Source organism: Pseudomonas sp. NBRC 111119 (assembly GCF_001320125.1).
Taxonomy (GTDB): domain Bacteria; phylum Pseudomonadota; class Gammaproteobacteria; order Pseudomonadales; family Pseudomonadaceae; genus Aquipseudomonas; species Aquipseudomonas parafulva.
Genome location: NZ_BCAV01000004.1, coordinates 35684 through 53917, shown reverse-complemented (window position 1 = coordinate 53917; position 18234 = coordinate 35684). Strand labels below are relative to the sequence as shown.

The window sequence follows — 18234 nt, the reverse complement described above, 5'->3', positions numbered from 1 at the left end:
GGGGGGTAGTGTGGCGCCAGGCAGCGAGGCTGGCAAGGTGCTGCCGTGAAGAGGCAGCACCTGGTTTCAACCTGCGCATCCCTGCAATCATCCGTCAATAAATCAATTTGCCCTCCGCGTTCAGGTCAATTGACACCTTTTCTTTGGAGGGGTGACCCACCAAGTCGAAAGTCGCGGAAACCTTGATGATTGTTTTACGGCTGCCACCAATGTTGTCTTCGCTGGGTTCAAACTTTACGTTGGCGTTGCCTTGCTGCGCTTGATCGAAGTACACGATCGCGAAGCCGTACTTCTCTCGAAACCACTGGCCCCAGCCGAGCGCTACCATGATGTCTGCGTTGGGCGAAGTGGTGACGTCAGCACGCCCTGATCGAAGGTTACGGAAAAGTATTTGCAATGCTGGGAAATCACCTTCTTTGTTGACAGGCAAATGGTCATCGTAGACACAGGTAAGCAGTGCCGTTCTATCGGCTGCTAACGCATGAAATGCGCCTTTGACAGACGTGTACTGGATTATTTCATCGCCTCGCTTCACGTGAACCTGTGTGTTTACGGTCGTCGTGAGTATATCGGCGCTGAGGGAGTGGCCTTCGGCTTTTGATAAATCTTCCCATAAGCTGTGCGCTTTTTTTTGGAATTGCTCTTCGAATTGCGCTTGGGGTGATGGGCTGTTCATGGCGTGTAACTCCTCGCGGTTAGATGTACCGCAATTGCACGTCGCTTTCGCTGCAGTCACAACTGGCAAAACTGCTAGATAACCTGCGCCTGGTTCAGGCATCAGTTGCTGGAAAGCCGGTCCCCACGGGCAAAGCGCCAAGTGCGGATGATCTCCAGCCGGTCGTATTCAGCCAGGTCCCCGGTAAACGGCGCAAACGGTGCCGCCAGGCGCACGATGCGCTGCGCTGCCTGATCGAGCACGGGCTGCCCGGACGACTCAAGCACCAGCACTTCGTACAGCGAGCCGTCGCGGTTGATCGAAACCATCATGCGCAGGTTGCCGTAGATCTGCTGCCGACGCGCTTCGTCGGGGTAGTTGAGGTTGCCCACCCGTTCCACCTTCTTGCGCCACTCCTCCTTGTACCAGGCGCCCTTGTCGCGCATGGTGGAGGCAGCATTGAGCCGGTGAATGCGCGGGCGTTTGGCATACAGCTGCTGTTCGTTGGCAAGCTCCGCCTCCAGGCTGGCGATCTGGCTGGACAACTGCGAACTGTCGAACGCTGGAGCCGGCGCTGCCTTGGGCTGGGGTTTGCTTTCCTTGGGCTTGGGCTCGACCTTCTGCGGCTTGGCGGCCTTGGTGGCCACCGCAGATTTTTGCGGCTTGGGCGGTGGCGCCACGTCCGGCCTGGCGGCCGGGGGCGGGGTGATCTTGTTGATCTTGCTGTCCTGGAAAGGGGCAAGTTCGGTGGTCTTGGGCACCGCTTTCTTGTCCAGCGTACCGCTGCCCTGCTGGTTGTCCTGGGCCTGGAAATCCGCCTTTTGCGGCGGCTTCTCGCTTTTGAAGGTGGCCAGGGTGATATCCATGGTGTGGCTGACCTGTGCGGGCTTGACCACGCTGAAACCCACGCCAAGGATCAACGCCAGGTGCACGAGCGCAGCCAGGAACAGGGTAAAGCCCAGGCGGTCCACCGGGCGTACGCGCGGCGGCAGCAGGTCGGCAGGGAGGTCAGCGGGCAGCGTCATCGGTTATCCACGGTCAGCGTCAAGCTTGAGCCACGCCTGTGCAGGTGAGTGGCTCCCGGCGAGCGGCTGCGCATCATACCGCACTCGGCGCGTGTACTTCGTGCCCGCGGTCAGCGGGCCTTGAGCTGGCGATCAATGGCGTCCATCAGCTGGCCGCCGATGTCGGTGTTGTAGGCCGCGTCGATTTCGCGAATGCAGGTAGGGCTGGTGACGTTGATTTCGGTGAGCGAGTCGCCAATCACGTCCAGACCCACGAACAGCAGGCCCTTTTCACGCAGCACCGGGCCCACCTGAGCCGCGATCCAGCGGTCGCGCTCGGTCAGCGGGCGCGCCTCGCCACGCCCGCCCGCAGCCAGGTTCCCCCGGGTTTCACCACTGGCCGGGATGCGTGCCAGGCAATAAGGCACCGGCTCGCCATCGATCATCAGGATGCGCTTGTCGCCATCGACGATCTGCGGCAGGTAGGCCTGCGCCATGATCTGCTGGGCACCGTGCTGGGTGAGGGTTTCGAGGATCACCGACAGGTTCGGGTCGCCCTGGCGGTGGCGGAACACCGAAGCGCCGCCCATGCCATCGAGCGGTTTGAGGATCACGTCGCCATGGGTGGCGGCGAACTGACGCAGAATGTCGGCGCGCCGGCTTACCAGGGTTGGCGCCATGCACTGCGGGAACTGGGTGGCGAACAGCTTCTCGTTGCAGTCGCGCAGGCTCTGCGGGCGGTTGACCACCAGCACGCCTTCACGCTCGGCCTGCTCCAGCAGGTAGGTGCTGTAGACGAACTCCATGTCGAAGGGCGGGTCCTTGCGCATCAGGATCACGTCCAGGTCGGCCAGGGCGCTGTCCTGCTCTTCGCCCAGCTCGAACCAGCGGGACGGGTCGGCGAATACCTTCAGCGGGCGCATCTGCGCGCGGGCCTGGCCGGCACCCAGGTAAAGGTCGGGCTGTTCCATGTAGAACAAGCTCCAGCCGCGCGCCTGGGCAGCCAGCAGCATGGCCAGCGAACTGTCCTTTTTGTAGGAGATGGACGCGATGGGGTCCATGACAATGCCGAGGCGAACGCTCATGGGGTGGTTCCTCTTGGCGGCGCGCTGCCGCGATGGATCGAAAGAAAAGTGGCTCAGGGTGGCGCTGCCGACGCCGCCGGTCAAGGGGCATGGCAGATGGAACGGGGCTGCGTACTGTGCTAAAAATGCAGCTGCAAGCCTTGAGCTACAAGCCTCAAGCGACGAGCATCCCTGCTCCGGGCCGCCATTGTGGTGGCGCACGCGTGCAACTTGCAGCTAATTCCCACGGGTAGGCGTTTATGGAACAACCCCTGAAGGTGATGGTGATCGACGATTCGCGCACGATCCGCCGCACCGCGCAGATGTTGCTCGGCGAGGTGGGCTGCGAGGTGATTACCGCCAGCGATGGTTTCGACGCCATGGCCAAGATCGTCGATCACCGGCCGGACATCATCTTCGTCGACGTGCTGATGCCACGGCTTGACGGCTACCAGACCTGCGCCGTGATCAAGCACAACAGCATCTTCAAGGACGTCCCGGTCATCTTGCTGTCGTCCCGTGACGGCCTGTTCGACAAGGCCCGCGGCCGGGTGGTCGGGTCCGATCAGTTCCTGACCAAGCCGTTCAGCAAGGACGAACTGCTCGAGGCGATCCGTGCCCACGTGCCCGGGTTCGCCGTGGAGCAACCTGCCACAGACCCACAACACGCACCCTGACCGCGCCCAGCCATGGCACGGTCTTATTTTTCTGATGGGGAGCCAGCATGGCCCGAGTTCTGATTGTCGACGACTCGCCGACAGAGATGTACCGCTTGACCGAGTGGCTTGAAAAACACGGCCACCAGGTGCTCAAGGCCAACAATGGTGCCGACGGCGTGGCCTTGGCCAGGCAAGACAAGCCCGACGCGGTGCTGATGGACATCGTCATGCCTGGCATGAACGGCTTCCAGGCGACCCGCCAGCTCAGCAAGGACCCGGTAACCTGCGGCATTCCGGTGATCGTGGTGACCACCAAGGACCAGGAAACCGACCGCATCTGGGCAACCCGGCAGGGCGCCCGCGACTTCCTGATAAAACCGGTGGAAGAGGATGCGCTGATCGCCAAGCTTCAAGAAGTGCTGGGCGCTTGACCACCCGCCCGCAGGGCGCGTCGCTGACCGCCTTCGAGCTGTTGCTGGACATCGACCGGCGTTGCCGCCTGCTGGTCGCCGACCAGCCCGCCCAAGGCACCCGCCTGCAGCAATGGAGCGGCATCGGTTTTCGCATTGCCGGGCAGTGGTTCGTGGCGCCCATGGGTGAAGTGGCCGAAGTGCTGCGCGAGCCCCGCAGCAGCCGCGTGCCAGGGGTGCAGCCGTGGGTGTGTGGCGTGGCCAACCTGCGCGGCCGGCTGTTGCCGGTGATGGACCTGGGCCGCTTTCTGGGGTTGGGCCACGCTACGGCGGGCAAGCAGCGGCGGGTGCTTGTGCTGGACCATGAAGACCTGTTCGCCGGCCTGCTGGTGGACGAGGTACTCGGCCTGCAGCACTTTGCCCTGGACAGCCTGCAACTGGCGCCGCCGTTCCCCTTGGCCGAAACGGCCGCCCCCTTCGTGCAAGGGCATTTTCACCGCGCACGTGACTGGGCAATCTTCAGCCCCTTCGCCCTGGCCCAGGCGCCGGGCTTTCTCGATGTGGCGTTATAGGACGTGCGAACGTGAACAACCCAGCTACCCCGGTCACCGCCACCACCGTGACGCCCCGCACGCGCAGCATCGCGCAGATCACCGTGCTGTTCCTGATCCTGATCCTGTCGATCATCCTGCTGTTCGCCAATTTCGCCTACCTCAACACCCAGTCCAACTACGACAAGCAGTACATCGGCCACGCAGGCGAGCTGCGGGTGCTGTCCCAGCGCATTGCCAAGAATGCGACCGAAGCGGCGACCGGCAAGGCGCTGGCGTTCCGCTTGCTGTCCGACGCGCGCAACGACTTCGAGCGGCGCTGGGGCTACCTGCGCCACGGCGACAAGGCTACCGGGCTTCCGCCCGCGCCACCCCAAGTGCGCGACGAAATGGAGGCGGTGCGTGACGACTGGGAAAACCTGCGCAAGAGCACCGACACCATCCTGGCCAGCGAGCAGACCGTGCTGTCGTTGCACCAGGTGGCGGCAACGCTTGCCGAAACGGTGCCGCAGTTGCAGGTGGAGTACGAGAAGGTGGTCGAAATCCTGCTGAAAAGCGGCGCGCCTGCCAGCCAGGTTGCCGTTGCCCAGCGCCAGTTGCTGCTGGCCGAGCGCATATTGGGTTCGGTGAACACGGTGCTTGCCGGTGACGACGCTGCAGCCCAGGCGGCGGACGCGTTCGGCCGCGATGCCGGCCGCTTCGGCCAGGTGCTCGAGGGCATGCTCAAAGGCGATGCCAGCATCGATGTGACCCGGGTCGAGGATGCCGATGCCCGTGCCCGCCTGGCCGATATCGCCGAGCTGTTCCAGTTCGTAGCAGGCTCGGTGGACGAAATTCTTGAAACCTCGCCTGAGCTGTTCAAGGTGCGTGAGGCTGCCGGGAATATCTTCAGCCTGTCGCAAACCCTGCTGGACGAAGCTTCGCACCTGGCCAACGGGTTCGAGAACCTGGCCAGCGGCCGTACCCTGGATACCGTTGGCGGTTATGCCCTGGGCCTGCTGGCGCTGGCGTCGATCATCCTGATCGGCCTGGTGATGGTGCGCACCACCAACCGGCAGCTGCGCGAGACGGCTGAAAAGAACGAACGCAACCAGCAGGCGATCATGCGCCTGCTGGACGAAATCGAGGAACTGGCCGACGGCGACCTCACCGTCAACGTCTCGGTAACCGAGGACTTCACCGGCGCCATTGCCGACTCGATCAACTACTCCGTGGACCAGCTGCGCGACCTGGTCGCTACCATCAACCACAGCGCGGTCCAGGTGGCAGCGGCGGTGCAGGATACCCAGAACACCGCACGGCAGCTGGCCAAGGCCTCCGAGCAGCAGGCCGAGCAGATCAGCGAAGCGTCCGAGGCGGTAGGTGACATGGTTGAATCCATCGACCGGGTGTCGGCCCATGCCTACGAGTCGGCCAAGGTCGCCGAGCGCTCGGTGGCCATCGCCAACAAGGGCAACGAGGTGGTGCACAACACCATCGACGGCATGAACAACATCCGTGAGCAGATCCAGGACACGGCCAAGCGCATCAAGCGACTGCGTGAGTCCTCCCAGGAAATTGGCGACATCGTCAGCCTGATCGACGACATTGCCGACCAGACCAACATCCTGGCCCTCAACGCTGCCATTCAGGCTTCCCTGGCCGGCGAGGCCGGGCGCGGGTTTGCCGTGGTCGCCGACGAGGTGCAGCGCCTGGCCGAACGCTCCTCTTCGGCCACCCGGCAGATCGAGGCCCTGGTGCGCACCATTCAGGCCGACACCAACGAAGCCGTCATCTCCATGGAGCAGACCACTGCCGAGGTGGTGCGCGGTGCCCGCCTGGCCCAGGACGCCGGGGTGGCGCTGGCCGAGATCGAAGGCGTGTCGCAGAACCTCGCCGACCTTATCCACAGCATCTCCGACGCAGCCCAGTTGCAGACGTCTTCGGCCGGGCAGATATCCCATACCATGGCGGTGATCCAGCAGATTACCGCGCAAACCTCCGCAGGCTCCGGTGCGACCGCCGACAGCATCCGCCACCTGGCGCGCATGGCCAGCGAAATGCGCCGGTCGGTGTCGGGCTTCACGCTGCCGCCGCCTGCCGAGCCCCAGTGAGGATGCCCATGCCCATGTCTGGTGCTGCTGCAAGCCCGGCCCGTCACGATACGGTGGCGCTGGCCTGGGCCAAGCCTGCCCTGCTTGACTGCCTGGGGCAGGCACGCCAGGCGCTGGAACGCTTTGCCGGCGAACCCGGGGACCTGTCCATGCTGGCTTTCGTGGTGGACAACCTGCACCAGGTGCATGGCTGCCTGCACATGCTCGAACTGCCCGGTGCAACCCGCCTGGCCGAAGAGCTGGAGCTGCTCGCCAGGGCGCTTGCCGACGGCCAGGTCAGCCCACGCGGGGACTGCCTGGGTGTGTTGTTCCGCGGCCTGGAGCAACTGCCGTCGTACCTGGAGCGGCTACGGGGTGCGCGCCACGACCTGCCGTTGGTGATGATACCGCTGCTCAACCAGCTGCGCGCCTGCCGGGGCGCAGAGCCTGTGGCCCAAGGCAGCCTGATCGACGGCGCCGCGCAGCGGTTCGCCGGGCCCGACGACCTCGCCAACCTCGACCTGTCGTTGGCTAACTGGCGCGACCAGGTGCAGGCCGGGCCGGGGCGCGATGCGCTGCGTTCGGTGGTAAGCGCGCTGTGTGACGACCTGATGCGCATCAAGGAGCGCCTGGACCAGTTCGTGCGCAGCGACCGTGAGCACAGCGAACAGCTCGACGGGTTGCTGGCGCCGCTGCGCCACGTTGCCGATACCCTGGCCGTGCTGGGTTTTCAGCAGCCTCGGCGGGTGATCATCGACCAGGTGCTGGCGTTGCAGGGCCTGGCCCAGGGCGGGCAAGCGGCGGACGACAGTGTATTGATGGATGTGGCCGGCGCGTTGCTGTATGTCGAGGCCAGCCTGAACGGCATGGTCGGGCCCCTGGAAGAAAGCGGCCACGGCGGCCTGCCAGGTTCAGACTTGGCCGAGATCCGTCAGGTGGTGTTTGAAGAGTCGCTGAACGTGCTGCAGCAGGCCAAGGACCTGATCGGTGATTGCCTGGAATCGGGTTGGCCGCGGCAGCGCCTGCAGGCCCTGCCGGGGTTGCTGCAGCAGGTGCGGGGCGCCTTGGCGATGCTGATGTTGCCGGCTGCCGCCGAACTGTTCGAAGGGAGCGCCAGCTACGTGCAAGGCTGGTTGCAGCACCTGGAGGCCGAGCCCCCTGCCGACGAGCTGGCGCAGCTGGCCGATGCCCTGAGCGCTGCCGAGGGCTACCTGCAATGGCGCGTGGCCGACCCCCTGGCCGACGGCCAGCCCTTCATCGACATGGCGCGCGCCAGCCTGGCCGCCCTGGGTGTGCACTGCAAGCAAGCCCAGGATGCCCCTGTTGGCCGTGTTGACGGCGATGGCGTGGACGATGAGCTGCGCGAGGTGTTTCTTGAGGAAGCCGGTGAACTGCTGCCGGAAATCGAGCGGCACTGGCTGCGCTGGCGTGCCGACAACCAGCAGCGGCAAACCTTGCTGGACATGCGCCGGGCGTTGCACACGCTCAAGGGCAGCGGCCGCATGGTGCATGCCGAGGCAATTGCCGAGCTGGCCTGGGGGGCCGAGCACCTGCTCAACCGCGTACTGGAAGGCCGTGGCGTGCTGGGGTCGGAAAGCCAGCTGGCGATGCAGCAGGCGTTCGTTCACTTGCCGGACCTGCTGGCCGACTTTGCTGCGGGCCAGTTGCCGCAACTGACCGAGATCGAGCAGCTGGCCGGGCGCCTGCACGCCCTGGCTGAAGGCAAGGCTGCCGGGGTGGCCAAGGTCGATGGGCTGGACCCGCAGTTGCTCGAGATCTTCCGCAGCGAAGCCCAGGGCCACCTGGCCAGCATTGAAAGTTTTCTTCACAGCGCAGTGGGCCCCGAGGTGCCGGTCAGCGATGCCTTGCAGCGGGCCTTGCATACGCTCAAGGGCAGCGCTGCCATGGCCGGGGTGATGCCCGTGGCCGAGCTGGCCACGGCTTTCGACCGGCTTGTACGTGAATACAAAGGCCACCAATTGCCCTTGCAGGCCGCCGAGGTTGAATGGCTGCACGCGGCCCACGGCCTGTTTCTGCAGGCCCTGGCGCAACTGGGCAGCAGCCCCCTGGCACCCTTGCCGGGCGCTACCGCGCTGATCGAGCAGGTGGGCGTGGCGGTGGACGAACGCCTGGCTGGCGCCCAGGCCAGCTTGCCGACCACGCGGCGACGTGCCCGTGACCCGCAGGCGGTAGCCGCGTTTCTGAGCCAGGCCATGGACAGCCTGATGGATGCCGAAGCGCTGTTGTCAGGCTGGCAGCAACAGCCCGGCCAGCGAGACGGGCTCGAAACCCTGCTGGACGAAATGACCCAGCTTGGCCATGCCGCACACCAGGCCGACCTGTGGCAGGTGGACGAGGTGTGCGAGGCGCTGCTCGACCTTTATGGCGCCGTGGAGGAGGGCAGCCTGCCGGCCGACCCGCGCTTCTTCGCCCAGGCGCATCAGGCCCACGAAGCGTTGCTCGACATGCTGGACGAACTGGCGGCCGGCCAGGACGTGGTCGCCCGCCTGGAGCTGGTGCAAAGCCTGCGTGACCTGCTGGGCGAAGGCCTGGCGCCGGATGCCACCGGCCTGGTCGGCCTGGACACGGTCACCCCCTTGCACTCGGACATGGACCTGAGCGATGCCCTCGGCCTTGGGCAGGTGCCTGCGCCGGTACTGGCTGAGCCATCGCAGTTGCCGCCTCAGGGCCCAGATAACCCCGGCGAAGAGTTGCTCGAGGTATTTCTCGAAGAAAGCTCGGATATCGTCGAGAGTGCCGCCGCCGCACTGGCCCGCTGGCAGGCGGACCCGCGCAACAGTGCCGAGGTGGACAACCTGATGCGCGACCTGCACACCCTCAAGGGTGTTGCGCGCATGGTCGAGATCGGCCCCATCGGTGACCTGGCCCATGAACTGGAGTTTCTGTACGAGCTGCTGGCCGCAGGCCGCCTGCCACCTGGCGGGGCATTGTTCGCCCTGTTGCAAAATTGCCATGATCGCCTGGCGCAGATGCTTGACGCCGTGCGCCTTGGTCAGCCGCTGCATGCCGCCACGGCACTCATCGATTACATCCGCAATTTCAGCAGTGCCGCCCTGGCCGACAACGCAGCACGCCAGGGGCCGGTTGAAGCGTTGAGCAGCGAGGGGCCCGCGCTTGCCCCGGAGCGCGCGCCGGGCGACATGGTCAAGGTCGATGCCGAGCTGCTGGACGACCTGGGCAACCTGGCCGGTGAGCACTCCGTCATTCGTGGGCGTATCGAGCAGCAAGTGAACGATGCCCAGTTCACCCTCAACGAAATGGAAACCACCCTGGAGCGTATGCGCGACCAGCTGTTGCGGCTGGATATCGAAACCCAGGGGCGTATTTCCAGCCGTCAGCAGCTTGAAAGCGACATCTATGACGACTTCGACCCACTGGAAATGGACCGCCATTCGCAGTTGCAGCAGCTGTCCCGGGCCTTGTTCGAATCCGCCTCCGACTTGCTGGACCTCAAGGAAACCATGGCCCAGCGTGCCCAGGAAGCCTACGGGCTGTTGCAGCAGCAGGCGCGGGTGAACAGCCAGTTGCAGGAGGGCCTCACCGCCACCCTGATGGTGCCGTTCGAGCGCCTGGTGCCGCGCTTGCAGCGGGTGGTGCGGCAGGTGGCGAGCGAGCTGGGCAAGCACGTGGAACTGGTGGTGGGCAATGCCGAGGGCGAACTGGACCGCAGTGTGCTCGAGCGCATGGTGGCGCCGCTGGAGCACATGCTGCGCAATGCCGTGGACCACGGCCTGGAAAGCCGGGCAGCCCGTCTGGCAGCCGGCAAGCCTGAGCAGGGCACCATTCACCTGAACCTGCTGCACGAAGGCGCCGACATTGTCATCGAGATGACCGATGACGGCGCCGGCGTGCCCTTGGAAGCCGTACGGCTCAAGGCGATCAAACGTGGCCTGCTCGACCCGCAGGCACAGTTGAGCGACCACGAGATCCTGCAGTTCATCCTGCGGCCCGGTTTTTCCACCGCCGAGAAAATCACGCAGATTTCCGGGCGCGGGCTGGGCATGGATGTGGTGCACGAGGAGGTCAAGCAACTGGGTGGCTCGATGAGCATCGAATCGGCGCCGGGCAAAGGCGCGCGGTTTCTGATCCGCCTGCCGTTCACCGTGTCGATCAACCGTGCGCTGATGGTGCATTTGGGCGATGAGCAGTACGCCATCCCGCTCAACACCATCGAGGGCATCGTGCGCGTACCGCCCGCCGAGCTGGCAGCGTGCTACGAGCAAGAACCGCCACAGTATGTGTACGCCGGCCACGAGTACCAGCTGCGTTACCTGGGTGAACTGCTGCAGGGCGGTGCACGCCCGGCCCTGCTGGGGCAGAGCGTGCCGTTGCCGGTGCTGCTGGTGCATTCCCAGGAGCAGTCGTTCGCGATCCAGGTCGACAGCCTGTCGCCCAGCCGCGAGATCGTGGTCAAGAGCCTGGGGCCGCAGTTTGCTGCGGTCGCCGGCCTTTCCGGGGCGACATTGCTGGGCGATGGCAGGGTGGTGCTGATTCTGGACCTGCTTGGCCAGTTGCGCGGCCAGCAGCGGCGCCTGGCGCGGCTGCCGGGTGGCGTACCGCAGTTGCAGTTGCTGGGCCCGGCACCGCGCAAGGCCTTGCTGGTGATGGTGGTGGACGACTCGGTGACCGTGCGCAAGGTCACCAGCCGCCTGCTCGAGCGCCATGGCATGAGTGTGATCACCGCCAAGGACGGCGTGGACGCCATGGCCCTGCTTGAAGAGCATCGCCCCGACGTGCTGCTGCTGGACATCGAAATGCCGCGCATGGACGGTTTCGAGGTGGCCACCCGCATTCGGCGTGACGAACGCATGCAACAATTGCCCATCATCATGATCACCTCGCGTACCGGCCAAAAGCACCGCGACCGTGCCATGGCCATCGGCGTCAACGAGTACCTGGGCAAGCCGTATCAGGAGTCGCTGCTGCTGCAAAGCATTGCCCACTGGAGCCAGCCCCATGCTTGAATTGATCGCCGGGCAACGCAGCAGCCTGACCGGCCTGCTGCTGACCCTGGGTGACCGCACCCTGGTGCTGCCCAACGTGGCGGTGGCGGAACTGAGCGGGCAGCGCAACCTGGTGTGCCAGCGTGGCGACCCGCCCTGGCACCTGGGCTGGGTGAACTGGCGTCAGCAGCGGCTGCCGCTGATTGGCTTCGAGGCCGCATGCGGCACCGAGACCCCATGTGGCGACCGTGCACGCGTGGTGGTGCTCAATGCTCTGGGCGACACGGGCCTGCGCTACCTGGCATTGCTGCTGCAGGGCATCCCGCGCTCGTGCAAGCTCGACAGCCAGCTCAACTACGTGGATGTACCGTTGAGCCCGCTGGAACTGGCAGCCGTGCAGGTGGGCGACCAGGTTGCCCGGGTACCCGACCTGGTAGGGCTGGAGCGCCTGGTACGTGATGCCCAGCGCAGCGGCAAGCTAGGTCGGTCCAGTAGCCTGGATGACTGAGCGACCCGCTTGGCGCATGAAACTTGCCGCTTGATGAAAGGTCTTCTAGCACATGTATTACGGTGAACGTTTCAATGCCTGGACCCACCTGGTGGGTGCGGTTCTGGCCTGTATCGGTGCCATCTGGCTGATCGTCAGCGCGGGGCTGCAAGGCGACCCGTGGAAGATCGTCAGCTTCTCGATCTACGGCGGCACGCTGCTGCTGCTGTACAGCATCTCCACCCTTTACCACAGCACCCGTGGGCGGGCGAAGGTGATCATGCGCAAGCTCGATCACCTGTCCATCTACCTGCTGATTGCCGGCAGTTACACACCGTTCTGCCTGGTGAGCCTGCGTGGCCCCTGGGGCTGGAGCCTGTTTGGCGTGGTGTGGGGGCTGGCCGTGCTGGGCATGTTGCAGGAGATCAAGCCACGCTCCGAAGCGCGGGTACTGTCCATCATCATTTACGCGGTGATGGGCTGGATCGTGCTGGTGGCGGTCAACCCGCTGCTGCATACGCTGGGCAGCGCCGGGTTTGCCTGGCTGGCCGCAGGCGGGGTGTTCTATACCGTGGGTATCATCTTCTTCGCCTTCGACCGGCGCTTCCGCCACTGGCACGGCATCTGGCACCTGTTCGTGATCGCCGGCAGCCTCATGCACTTCGTGGCGGTTTCGTTCTACGTGCGTTAGAAGTCGCCCCACAGTTGCTGCGCCACGGCCAGTGCCACCACCGGAGCGGTTTCGGTGCGCAGCACACGCGGCCCAAGGCGTGCGGCCTGGAAACCGGCCGCCTTTGCCTGCTCGACTTCGTGGTCGTTCAGGCCGCCCTCTGGGCCGATCAGGAAGGCCAGGGTAGCGGGCCTGGCATGGCTTGCGAGTGGTTCGGCCACCGGGTGCAACACCAGCTTGAGGTCGGCTGTGGTGTTGGCCAGCCACTCTGCAAGCGTCTGAGGGGGGTGAATGACAGGTAGCGTGGAGCGCCCGCATTGCTCGCAGGCGCTGATCGCCACCTGGCGCCAGTGAGCCAGGCGCTTGTCGGCACGTTCGTCCTTCAGGCGCACTTCGCAGCGTTCGCTGACAATCGGTGTGATCTGGCTGACACCCAGTTCGGTGGCCTTCTGGATCGCCCAGTCCATGCGTTCACCCCGTGACAGGCCCTGGCCCAGGTGAACCTGCAAGGGGGAGTCGGCCTGGCCTGCAACGGCCTGGTCCAGGGTGACGCGCACGGTCTTCTTGCCCACTTCCAGCAGCTGCCCGCGGTACTCCTGGCCGCTGCCATCGAACAATTGCACGGCATCGCCGGGGGCCATGCGCAGTACGCGGCCAATGTAGTGGGCCTGGGCTTCGGGCAGGTCGTGCTCGCCGATGCTCAGGGGGGCGTCGATGAAGAAGCGGGACAATCTCATGGGTCAGGCTCTGATGAAAGGGGCACAGGGCGGGTGGCGGAGGAGGGCATTGCCCCCGAGCGCTGTCAGCCGGGGTCGCGGAAGTCGGGATGGAAGTTGCTCGGTACGGCAACGCTGACGCTGTCGCGGGTGGCAATGTCGATGCCTTCGCTGGCCACTTCCGCCAGGAAGTCGATCTGCTCTGGCGTGATCACGTACGGTGGCAGGAAGTACACCACGCTGCCCAATGGGCGCAGCAGGGCGCCGCGGGTCAGTGCATGCTCGAACACCTTCAGGCCACGGCGCTGCTGCCACGGGTAGGCGACCTTGCCGGCCTTGTCCTGGACCATTTCGATGGCCAGTGCCATGCCGGTCTGGCGTATCTCCGCCACATGCTTGTGGTCGGCGAGGTGCGCCGTGGCCGTGGCCATGCGCTTGGCCAGGGGCTTGTTGGCTTCGATCACGTTGTCCTGTTCGAAGATATCCAGGGTGGCCAGGGCCGCTGCACAGGCCAGCGGGTTGCCGGTGTAGCTGTGCGAGTGCAGGAACGCGCGCAGGGTCGAGTAGTCGTCGTAGAACGCCTGGTACACCTTGTCGGTGGTCAGGCAGGCAGCCAGCGGCAGGTAACCGCCGGTCAGGGCCTTGGACAGGCACAGGAAGTCGGGGCGGATGCCGGCCTGTTCACACGCGAACATGCTGCCGGTGCGGCCAAAGCCGACGGCGATCTCGTCATGGATCAGGTGCACGTCGTAGCGGTCGCAGGCTTCGCGCAGCAGTTTGAGGTACACCGGGTGGTACATGCGCATGCCGCCCGCGCCCTGGATCAGCGGCTCGATGATCACCGCGCTGATCGTGGCGTGGTGCTCGGCCAGGGTCTGTTCCATGACGGCGAACAGGGTGCGGGAGTGTTCTTCCCAGCTGACGCCCTCGGGGCGCAGGTAGCAATCGGGGCTCGGCACCTTGAGGGTATCGAGCAACAAAGCCTTGTAGGTTTCGGTGAACAGCGGCACATCACCTACCGACATGGCGGCAATGGTTTCGCCGTGGTAGCTGTTGGTGAGGGTGACGAAGCGCTTTTTGTCCGGTTTGCCGACGTTCTGCCAGTAATGGAAGCTCATCTTCAGCGCCACTTCGATGCACGACGAACCGTTGTCACCGTAGAACACCCGGTCGAGCCCGGCCGGGGTCATGGCCACCAGGCGCTCGGACAGCTCGATCACCGGCTGGTGGCTGAAGCCCGCCAGAATCACATGCTCCAGCTGGTCCACCTGGTCCTTGATGCGCTGGTTGATACGCGGGTTGGCGTGGCCGAACACGTTCACCCACCAGCTGCTCACCGCATCCAGGTAGCGCTTGCCCTCGAAGTCTTCCAGCCATACGCCTTCGCCGCGCTTGATCGGTATCAGGGGCAGGTGCTCGTGGTCTTTCATCTGCGTGCAGGGGTGCCACAACACCTTGAGGTCGCGTTGCATCCACTGATCGTTGAGGCCCATGGGCACTTCTCCTGGTTTGCGGCGTGGTTCGGCGGGTAAGCCTAAGCAAAGGCGCGGTGCAGGACAACCCGGCAGAAAAAGTGATTTACCTGAAGCACTTGATGTCACCACGCTGGCAGGCCTTGCGGCGCTGACGTATTCTAGCGCCTCTCTCGGGGCATTCCGCCTCTCCCCGTTTTTTGTAACCCCTGACTCGGAGTTTGCCGATATGGCTGCTGCTTGGGTGCGCCTGTGCGCGCTGGTATTGATTGGTGTGTCCAGCGGCGCCGCGCTGGCGAGTGACAAGACGCCCACGGCGATTGTGGTGGGCGGCGGTATGGCGGGCCTCACGGCCGCTTACGAGTTGCAGAACAAAGGCTGGCAGGTGACTGTGCTGGAAGCCAAGCCTGGCATGGGCGGGCGTTCGGGCCTGGCCACCAGCGAATGGATCGGCAATACCAAGGCGCAGCCGGTACTGAACCAGTACCTGGACCGCTTCAAGCTCGACACGTTGCCCGCGCCCGAGTTTGTCCGTAACCCTGGCTACTTGATCGATGGCGAATATTTCAGTGCCGCCGACCTTGCCGTGAAGCAGCCGGCCACCGCCGAGGCGCTCAAGCGCTACGAAAAAACCGTCGATGACCTGGCGCGCTCCATCGACGACCCGCTGAAGCCACAGGCGACCAGCACGCTGTTCGCCCTGGACCAGATCACCGTGTCTTCCTGGCTGGACAAGCTGCAGTTGCCCGCCACCGCCCGCCAGCTGGTCAACCAGCAGATCCGTACCCGTTACGACGAGCCGTCGCGCCTGTCGCTGCTGTACTTCGCCCAGCAGAACCGCGTGTACCGTGATGTGAGCGACCGCGACCTGCGCGCGGCACGCCTGCCAGGCGGCAGCCCGGTACTGGCCCAGGCTTTCGTCAAGCAACTGAAAACCATCAAGACCAGCTCGCCAGTCACCGCCATCGTGCAGGACAAGGACGGCGTCACCGTGAAGGTGGGCAGCGTGGGCTACCGTGCCGACTACCTGGTGATGGCCGTGCCGCTGCGTGCCTTGGCCAAGATCCAGATGACCCCCGGCCTGGACAACCAGCACCTGGCGGCGATCAAGGGCACCAACTACGGCTGGCGCGACCAGCTGATGCTCAAATTCAAGAAGCCGGTGTGGGAAAGCCGCGCGCGCATGTCGGGCGAAATCTACAGCAACACTGGCCTGGGCATGCTGTGGATCGAGCCGGCCCTGAAAGGCGGTGCCAACGTGGTGATCAACCTGTCGGGTGACAATGCCCGCCTGTTGCAGGCCTTCGGCGACAAGCAGATGGCCGACCAGGTGCTGATCCGCCTGCATGCCTTCTACCCGCAGGCCCGTGGCGCCTTTACCGGGTACGAAGTGAAGCGCTACAGCGCAGATGTGGGTACCGGCGGCGCGTACCTGGCCTATGGCCCGGGCCAGATCAGCAAGTACTGGCGGCTGTGGGAGCGCCCGGTGCAGCGCGTAGCGTTTGCCGGTGAGCATACCGATGCGTTGTACCCTGGCACCCTGGAAGGTGCCCTGCGCAGCGGCCAGCGGGCCGCCAGCCAGGTGCAGGACCTGTTGGCCGGCAAGTCGTTCGACCCGGTCAAGGCTGCGCCAGTGGCCGCCACGGCGGCTGCCGGTGCTGCTGCAGCCAAGCAGGGCAAGGGTGGGTTCTTCTCCAACCTGTTCGGTGGCTCCTCCGACAAGGCCGATGCAGCGGACAAGGCGCCGGCCAACGCAGACGCAAAACCTGCTGACAAGGCCGAGCAGGGCAAGCCAGGCTTCTTCTCGCGGCTGTTCGGCGGTGGCGACAAAGCACCCGAGCCAGCTGCCAAGGCGGATGAAGTAGCGCCAGCGCCGGCTCCAGCCCCTGAGGCTGCGCCAGCACCTGCCCCTGCGCCCGCGCAGCCGGCGCCCGCACCGGTGGCCAAGCCCGCGCCTGCCAAGCCAGCTGCGGCCAAGCCTGCCACAAGCAAGCCGGCGCCCGCCAAGCACACCCCTGCCCACAAGCCGGCCCACAAGCCTGCTGACGCCAAAAAGGCCCCCGCCAAGGCAGCACCTGCGAAGAAAGCAGTGACTGATACCCAGGCCAAAGCGGGCTGACCTGCAGACAGCGCCGGTGCCATCGCCCATGAGCGGCGATGGGCCGGCGCTGGCAGCCGTCATTCAACGCCTTCCGTTAACGTTTCCTTAATAACGGCTCGTAACAATTGCTATCGGATTTCTCGATAATCCATAGCAATTTTTTCCGCTTTTATTCGATACGTTTCGCGCTAGTCTGTGCACAGCTTTCACGGGGAAGTAGGTCATCATGCAACTGCGCAATTCACCTTCACGCTACGGCGTTGTCAGTATGGTCATGCATTGGGGCGTGGCGCTCACCGTTTTCGGGTTGTTCGGTCTGGGCCTCTGGATGGTCGGCCTCGACTACTACAGCCCGTGGCGCAAGGCAGGCCCTGACCTGCACAAGAGCATCGGCCTGGTGTTGTTGGCCGTCATGCTGCTGCGGGTACTGTGGCGCTTCATCAGCCCGCCGCCACCGGCACCTGCCAGCCACGGCCCGCACACGCGGGTGGCTGCAAAGCTTGGGCATCTGGGCCTGTACCTGGGGTTGTTTGCGCTGATGACTGCCGGGTACCTGATCTCCACCGCCGATGGCGTTGGTATTCCGGTGTTCGGCTTGTTCGAAGTGCCTGCACTGGTCAGCAACCTGCCGGACCAGGCCGACGTGGCTGGGGTGGTACACCTGTGGCTGGCGTGGGGCGTGGTGATCTTCGCGGGGTTGCATGGCCTTGCTGCACTCAAGCACCATTTCATTGACCGTGACGCGACCCTCACCCGCATGCTGGGCCGCAAAGCTTGATCCTCAACTCAATTGCAAAGGAAGGAAGTGACGATGTTGAAAAAGACTTTTGCCGCTCTGGCGCTCGGTACCGCTCTGCTCTCCGCCGGCCAGGTCATGGCTGCCGAGTACAAGATCGACAAGGAAGGCCAGCACGCATTCGTTGACTGGAAGATCAGCCACCTGGGCTACAGCTTCATTCACGGCACCTTCAAGGACTTCGACGGCAACTTCAGCTGGGACATCGCCAAGCCTGAAGCCAGCAAGATCAGCGTCGACCTGAAAACCGCCAGCCTGTGGTCGAACCATGCCGAGCGTGACAAGCACATCGCCAGCGCCGATTTCCTGGATGTGAAGAAATACCCGGATGCCAAGTTCGTCTCCACCAGCGTCAAGTCCACAGGCGAAAAAACCGCTGACGTGACCGGTGACCTGACCCTGCATGGCGTGACCAAGCCGGTCACCTTCAAGGCCACCTTCAATGGTGAGGGCAAGGACCCATGGGGCGGCGAGCGCGCAGGCTTCAATGCCACCACTACCCTTGACCTGAACGACTTCGGTATCAAAGGCCCAGGCCCGACTTCGCAGACCCTGGATCTGGATATCAGTGTTGAAGGCGTGAAGCAGAAGTAATAGCTGTGCGTTGAATGAG

Annotated in this window: 15 protein-coding genes; 10 read left to right on the top strand and 5 right to left on the bottom strand. The window is 64.5% G+C overall.

The window, feature by feature from the left end; translation table 11 throughout:
- Nucleotides 1-94 precede the first annotated feature (94 nt).
- The 3 genes from APH25_RS00705 to gshB form a co-directional block, all read right to left on the bottom strand.
- A complete protein-coding gene (locus APH25_RS00705) occupies nucleotides 95-676 on the bottom strand; it encodes a hypothetical protein (protein ID WP_060480745.1) in 582 nt (193 codons plus the stop codon).
- 101 nt (nucleotides 677-777) lie between these two features.
- The gene (locus tag APH25_RS00700) at nucleotides 778-1680 is read right to left on the bottom strand and encodes an energy transducer TonB (RefSeq protein ID WP_060480744.1); all 903 of its coding nucleotides are present in this window, start codon (nucleotides 1678-1680) and stop codon (nucleotides 778-780) included.
- Between the two features lie 110 nt (nucleotides 1681-1790).
- Nucleotides 1791-2744 carry a glutathione synthase gene (gshB, locus tag APH25_RS00695; RefSeq protein WP_060480743.1) on the bottom strand — a complete coding sequence of 318 codons (954 nt, stop codon included), beginning with the start codon at nucleotides 2742-2744 and terminating at the stop codon, nucleotides 1791-1793.
- Between the two features lie 239 nt (nucleotides 2745-2983).
- Between gshB and APH25_RS00690 the strand changes: the two genes are divergently transcribed.
- From APH25_RS00690 to APH25_RS00660, 7 genes are read left to right on the top strand one after another with little or no spacing between them, the layout of a single operon-like run.
- Entirely contained in the window at nucleotides 2984-3400 is a 417-nt protein-coding gene (locus tag APH25_RS00690) for a PleD family two-component system response regulator (protein ID WP_060480742.1), read from the top strand.
- Nucleotides 3401-3447: 47 nt separating this feature from the next.
- Nucleotides 3448-3813 (top strand): twitching motility response regulator PilH, encoded by a 366-nt coding sequence (gene pilH, locus APH25_RS00685; protein ID WP_060480741.1) that lies wholly within the window; start codon nucleotides 3448-3450, stop codon nucleotides 3811-3813.
- Complete coding sequence (locus APH25_RS00680) at nucleotides 3810-4364, top strand: chemotaxis protein CheW (RefSeq protein ID WP_060480740.1); 555 nt, start codon at nucleotides 3810-3812, stop codon at nucleotides 4362-4364. The genes pilH and APH25_RS00680 overlap by 4 nt, the downstream gene beginning before the upstream one ends.
- Before the next feature lie 47 nt (nucleotides 4365-4411).
- A complete protein-coding gene (locus APH25_RS00675) occupies nucleotides 4412-6436 on the top strand; it encodes a methyl-accepting chemotaxis protein (RefSeq protein WP_256217465.1) in 2025 nt (674 codons plus the stop codon).
- A 14-nt stretch (nucleotides 6437-6450) separates the two neighbouring features.
- Nucleotides 6451-11400 carry an Hpt domain-containing protein gene (locus tag APH25_RS00670; protein WP_060480738.1) on the top strand — a complete coding sequence of 1650 codons (4950 nt, stop codon included), beginning with the start codon at nucleotides 6451-6453 and terminating at the stop codon, nucleotides 11398-11400.
- Nucleotides 11393-11887 carry a chemotaxis protein CheW gene (locus APH25_RS00665; protein WP_028631919.1) on the top strand — a complete coding sequence of 165 codons (495 nt, stop codon included), beginning with the start codon at nucleotides 11393-11395 and terminating at the stop codon, nucleotides 11885-11887. The genes APH25_RS00670 and APH25_RS00665 overlap by 8 nt, the downstream gene beginning before the upstream one ends.
- A 52-nt stretch (nucleotides 11888-11939) precedes the next feature.
- Entirely contained in the window at nucleotides 11940-12557 is a 618-nt protein-coding gene (locus APH25_RS00660; protein WP_028631918.1) for a hemolysin III family protein, read from the top strand.
- On the opposite strand, the gene APH25_RS00655 is transcribed toward APH25_RS00660, so the two are convergent.
- Complete coding sequence (locus APH25_RS00655) at nucleotides 12554-13273, bottom strand: 16S rRNA (uracil(1498)-N(3))-methyltransferase (protein ID WP_060480737.1); 720 nt, start codon at nucleotides 13271-13273, stop codon at nucleotides 12554-12556. The two genes, APH25_RS00660 and APH25_RS00655, sit on opposite strands and share 4 nt — an antisense overlap.
- 65 nt (nucleotides 13274-13338) lie before the next feature.
- Nucleotides 13339-14745, bottom strand: coding sequence for an adenosylmethionine--8-amino-7-oxononanoate transaminase (locus APH25_RS00650; protein ID WP_028631916.1), 1407 nt, complete (start codon nucleotides 14743-14745; stop codon nucleotides 13339-13341).
- Between the two features lie 208 nt (nucleotides 14746-14953).
- On the opposite strand from APH25_RS00650, the gene APH25_RS00645 reads away from it, so the two are divergent.
- The 3 genes from APH25_RS00645 (at nucleotide 14954) to APH25_RS00635 (ending at nucleotide 18215) form a co-directional block, all read left to right on the top strand.
- On the top strand, nucleotides 14954-16843 hold the full coding sequence (locus tag APH25_RS00645; RefSeq protein ID WP_060480736.1) for a flavin monoamine oxidase family protein: 1890 nt from the start codon (nucleotides 14954-14956) through the stop codon (nucleotides 16841-16843).
- 208 nt (nucleotides 16844-17051) lie between these two features.
- Nucleotides 17052-17603 carry a cytochrome b gene (locus tag APH25_RS00640; protein WP_060480735.1) on the top strand — a complete coding sequence of 184 codons (552 nt, stop codon included), beginning with the start codon at nucleotides 17052-17054 and terminating at the stop codon, nucleotides 17601-17603.
- Between the two features lie 33 nt (nucleotides 17604-17636).
- Complete coding sequence (locus APH25_RS00635; RefSeq protein ID WP_060480734.1) at nucleotides 17637-18215, top strand: YceI family protein; 579 nt, start codon at nucleotides 17637-17639, stop codon at nucleotides 18213-18215.
- The last annotated feature ends 19 nt before the right edge of the window (nucleotides 18216-18234 follow it).

Bases quoted from the DNA above. Each gene is read 5' to 3' on its own strand.
- APH25_RS00635 (WP_060480734.1), top strand. From the start codon at position 17,637: ATGTTGAAAAAGACTTTTGCCGCTCTGGCGCTCGGTACCGCTCTGCTC.
- APH25_RS00690 (WP_060480742.1), top strand. From the start codon at position 2,984: ATGGAACAACCCCTGAAGGTGATGGTGATCGACGATTCGCGCACGATC.
- APH25_RS00645 (WP_060480736.1), top strand. From the start codon at position 14,954: ATGGCTGCTGCTTGGGTGCGCCTGTGCGCGCTGGTATTGATTGGTGTG.
- APH25_RS00660 (WP_028631918.1), top strand. From the start codon at position 11,940: ATGTATTACGGTGAACGTTTCAATGCCTGGACCCACCTGGTGGGTGCG.
- APH25_RS00650 (WP_028631916.1), bottom strand. From the start codon at position 14,745: ATGGGCCTCAACGATCAGTGGATGCAACGCGACCTCAAGGTGTTGTGG.
- APH25_RS00670 (WP_060480738.1), top strand. From the start codon at position 6,451: ATGTCTGGTGCTGCTGCAAGCCCGGCCCGTCACGATACGGTGGCGCTG.
- pilH (WP_060480741.1), top strand. From the start codon at position 3,448: ATGGCCCGAGTTCTGATTGTCGACGACTCGCCGACAGAGATGTACCGC.
- APH25_RS00655 (WP_060480737.1), bottom strand. From the start codon at position 13,273: ATGAGATTGTCCCGCTTCTTCATCGACGCCCCCCTGAGCATCGGCGAG.
- APH25_RS00700 (WP_060480744.1), bottom strand. From the start codon at position 1,680: ATGACGCTGCCCGCTGACCTCCCTGCCGACCTGCTGCCGCCGCGCGTA.
- gshB (WP_060480743.1), bottom strand. From the start codon at position 2,744: ATGAGCGTTCGCCTCGGCATTGTCATGGACCCCATCGCGTCCATCTCC.
- APH25_RS00705 (WP_060480745.1), bottom strand. From the start codon at position 676: ATGAACAGCCCATCACCCCAAGCGCAATTCGAAGAGCAATTCCAAAAA.
- APH25_RS00665 (WP_028631919.1), top strand. From the start codon at position 11,393: ATGCTTGAATTGATCGCCGGGCAACGCAGCAGCCTGACCGGCCTGCTG.
- APH25_RS00640 (WP_060480735.1), top strand. From the start codon at position 17,052: ATGCAACTGCGCAATTCACCTTCACGCTACGGCGTTGTCAGTATGGTC.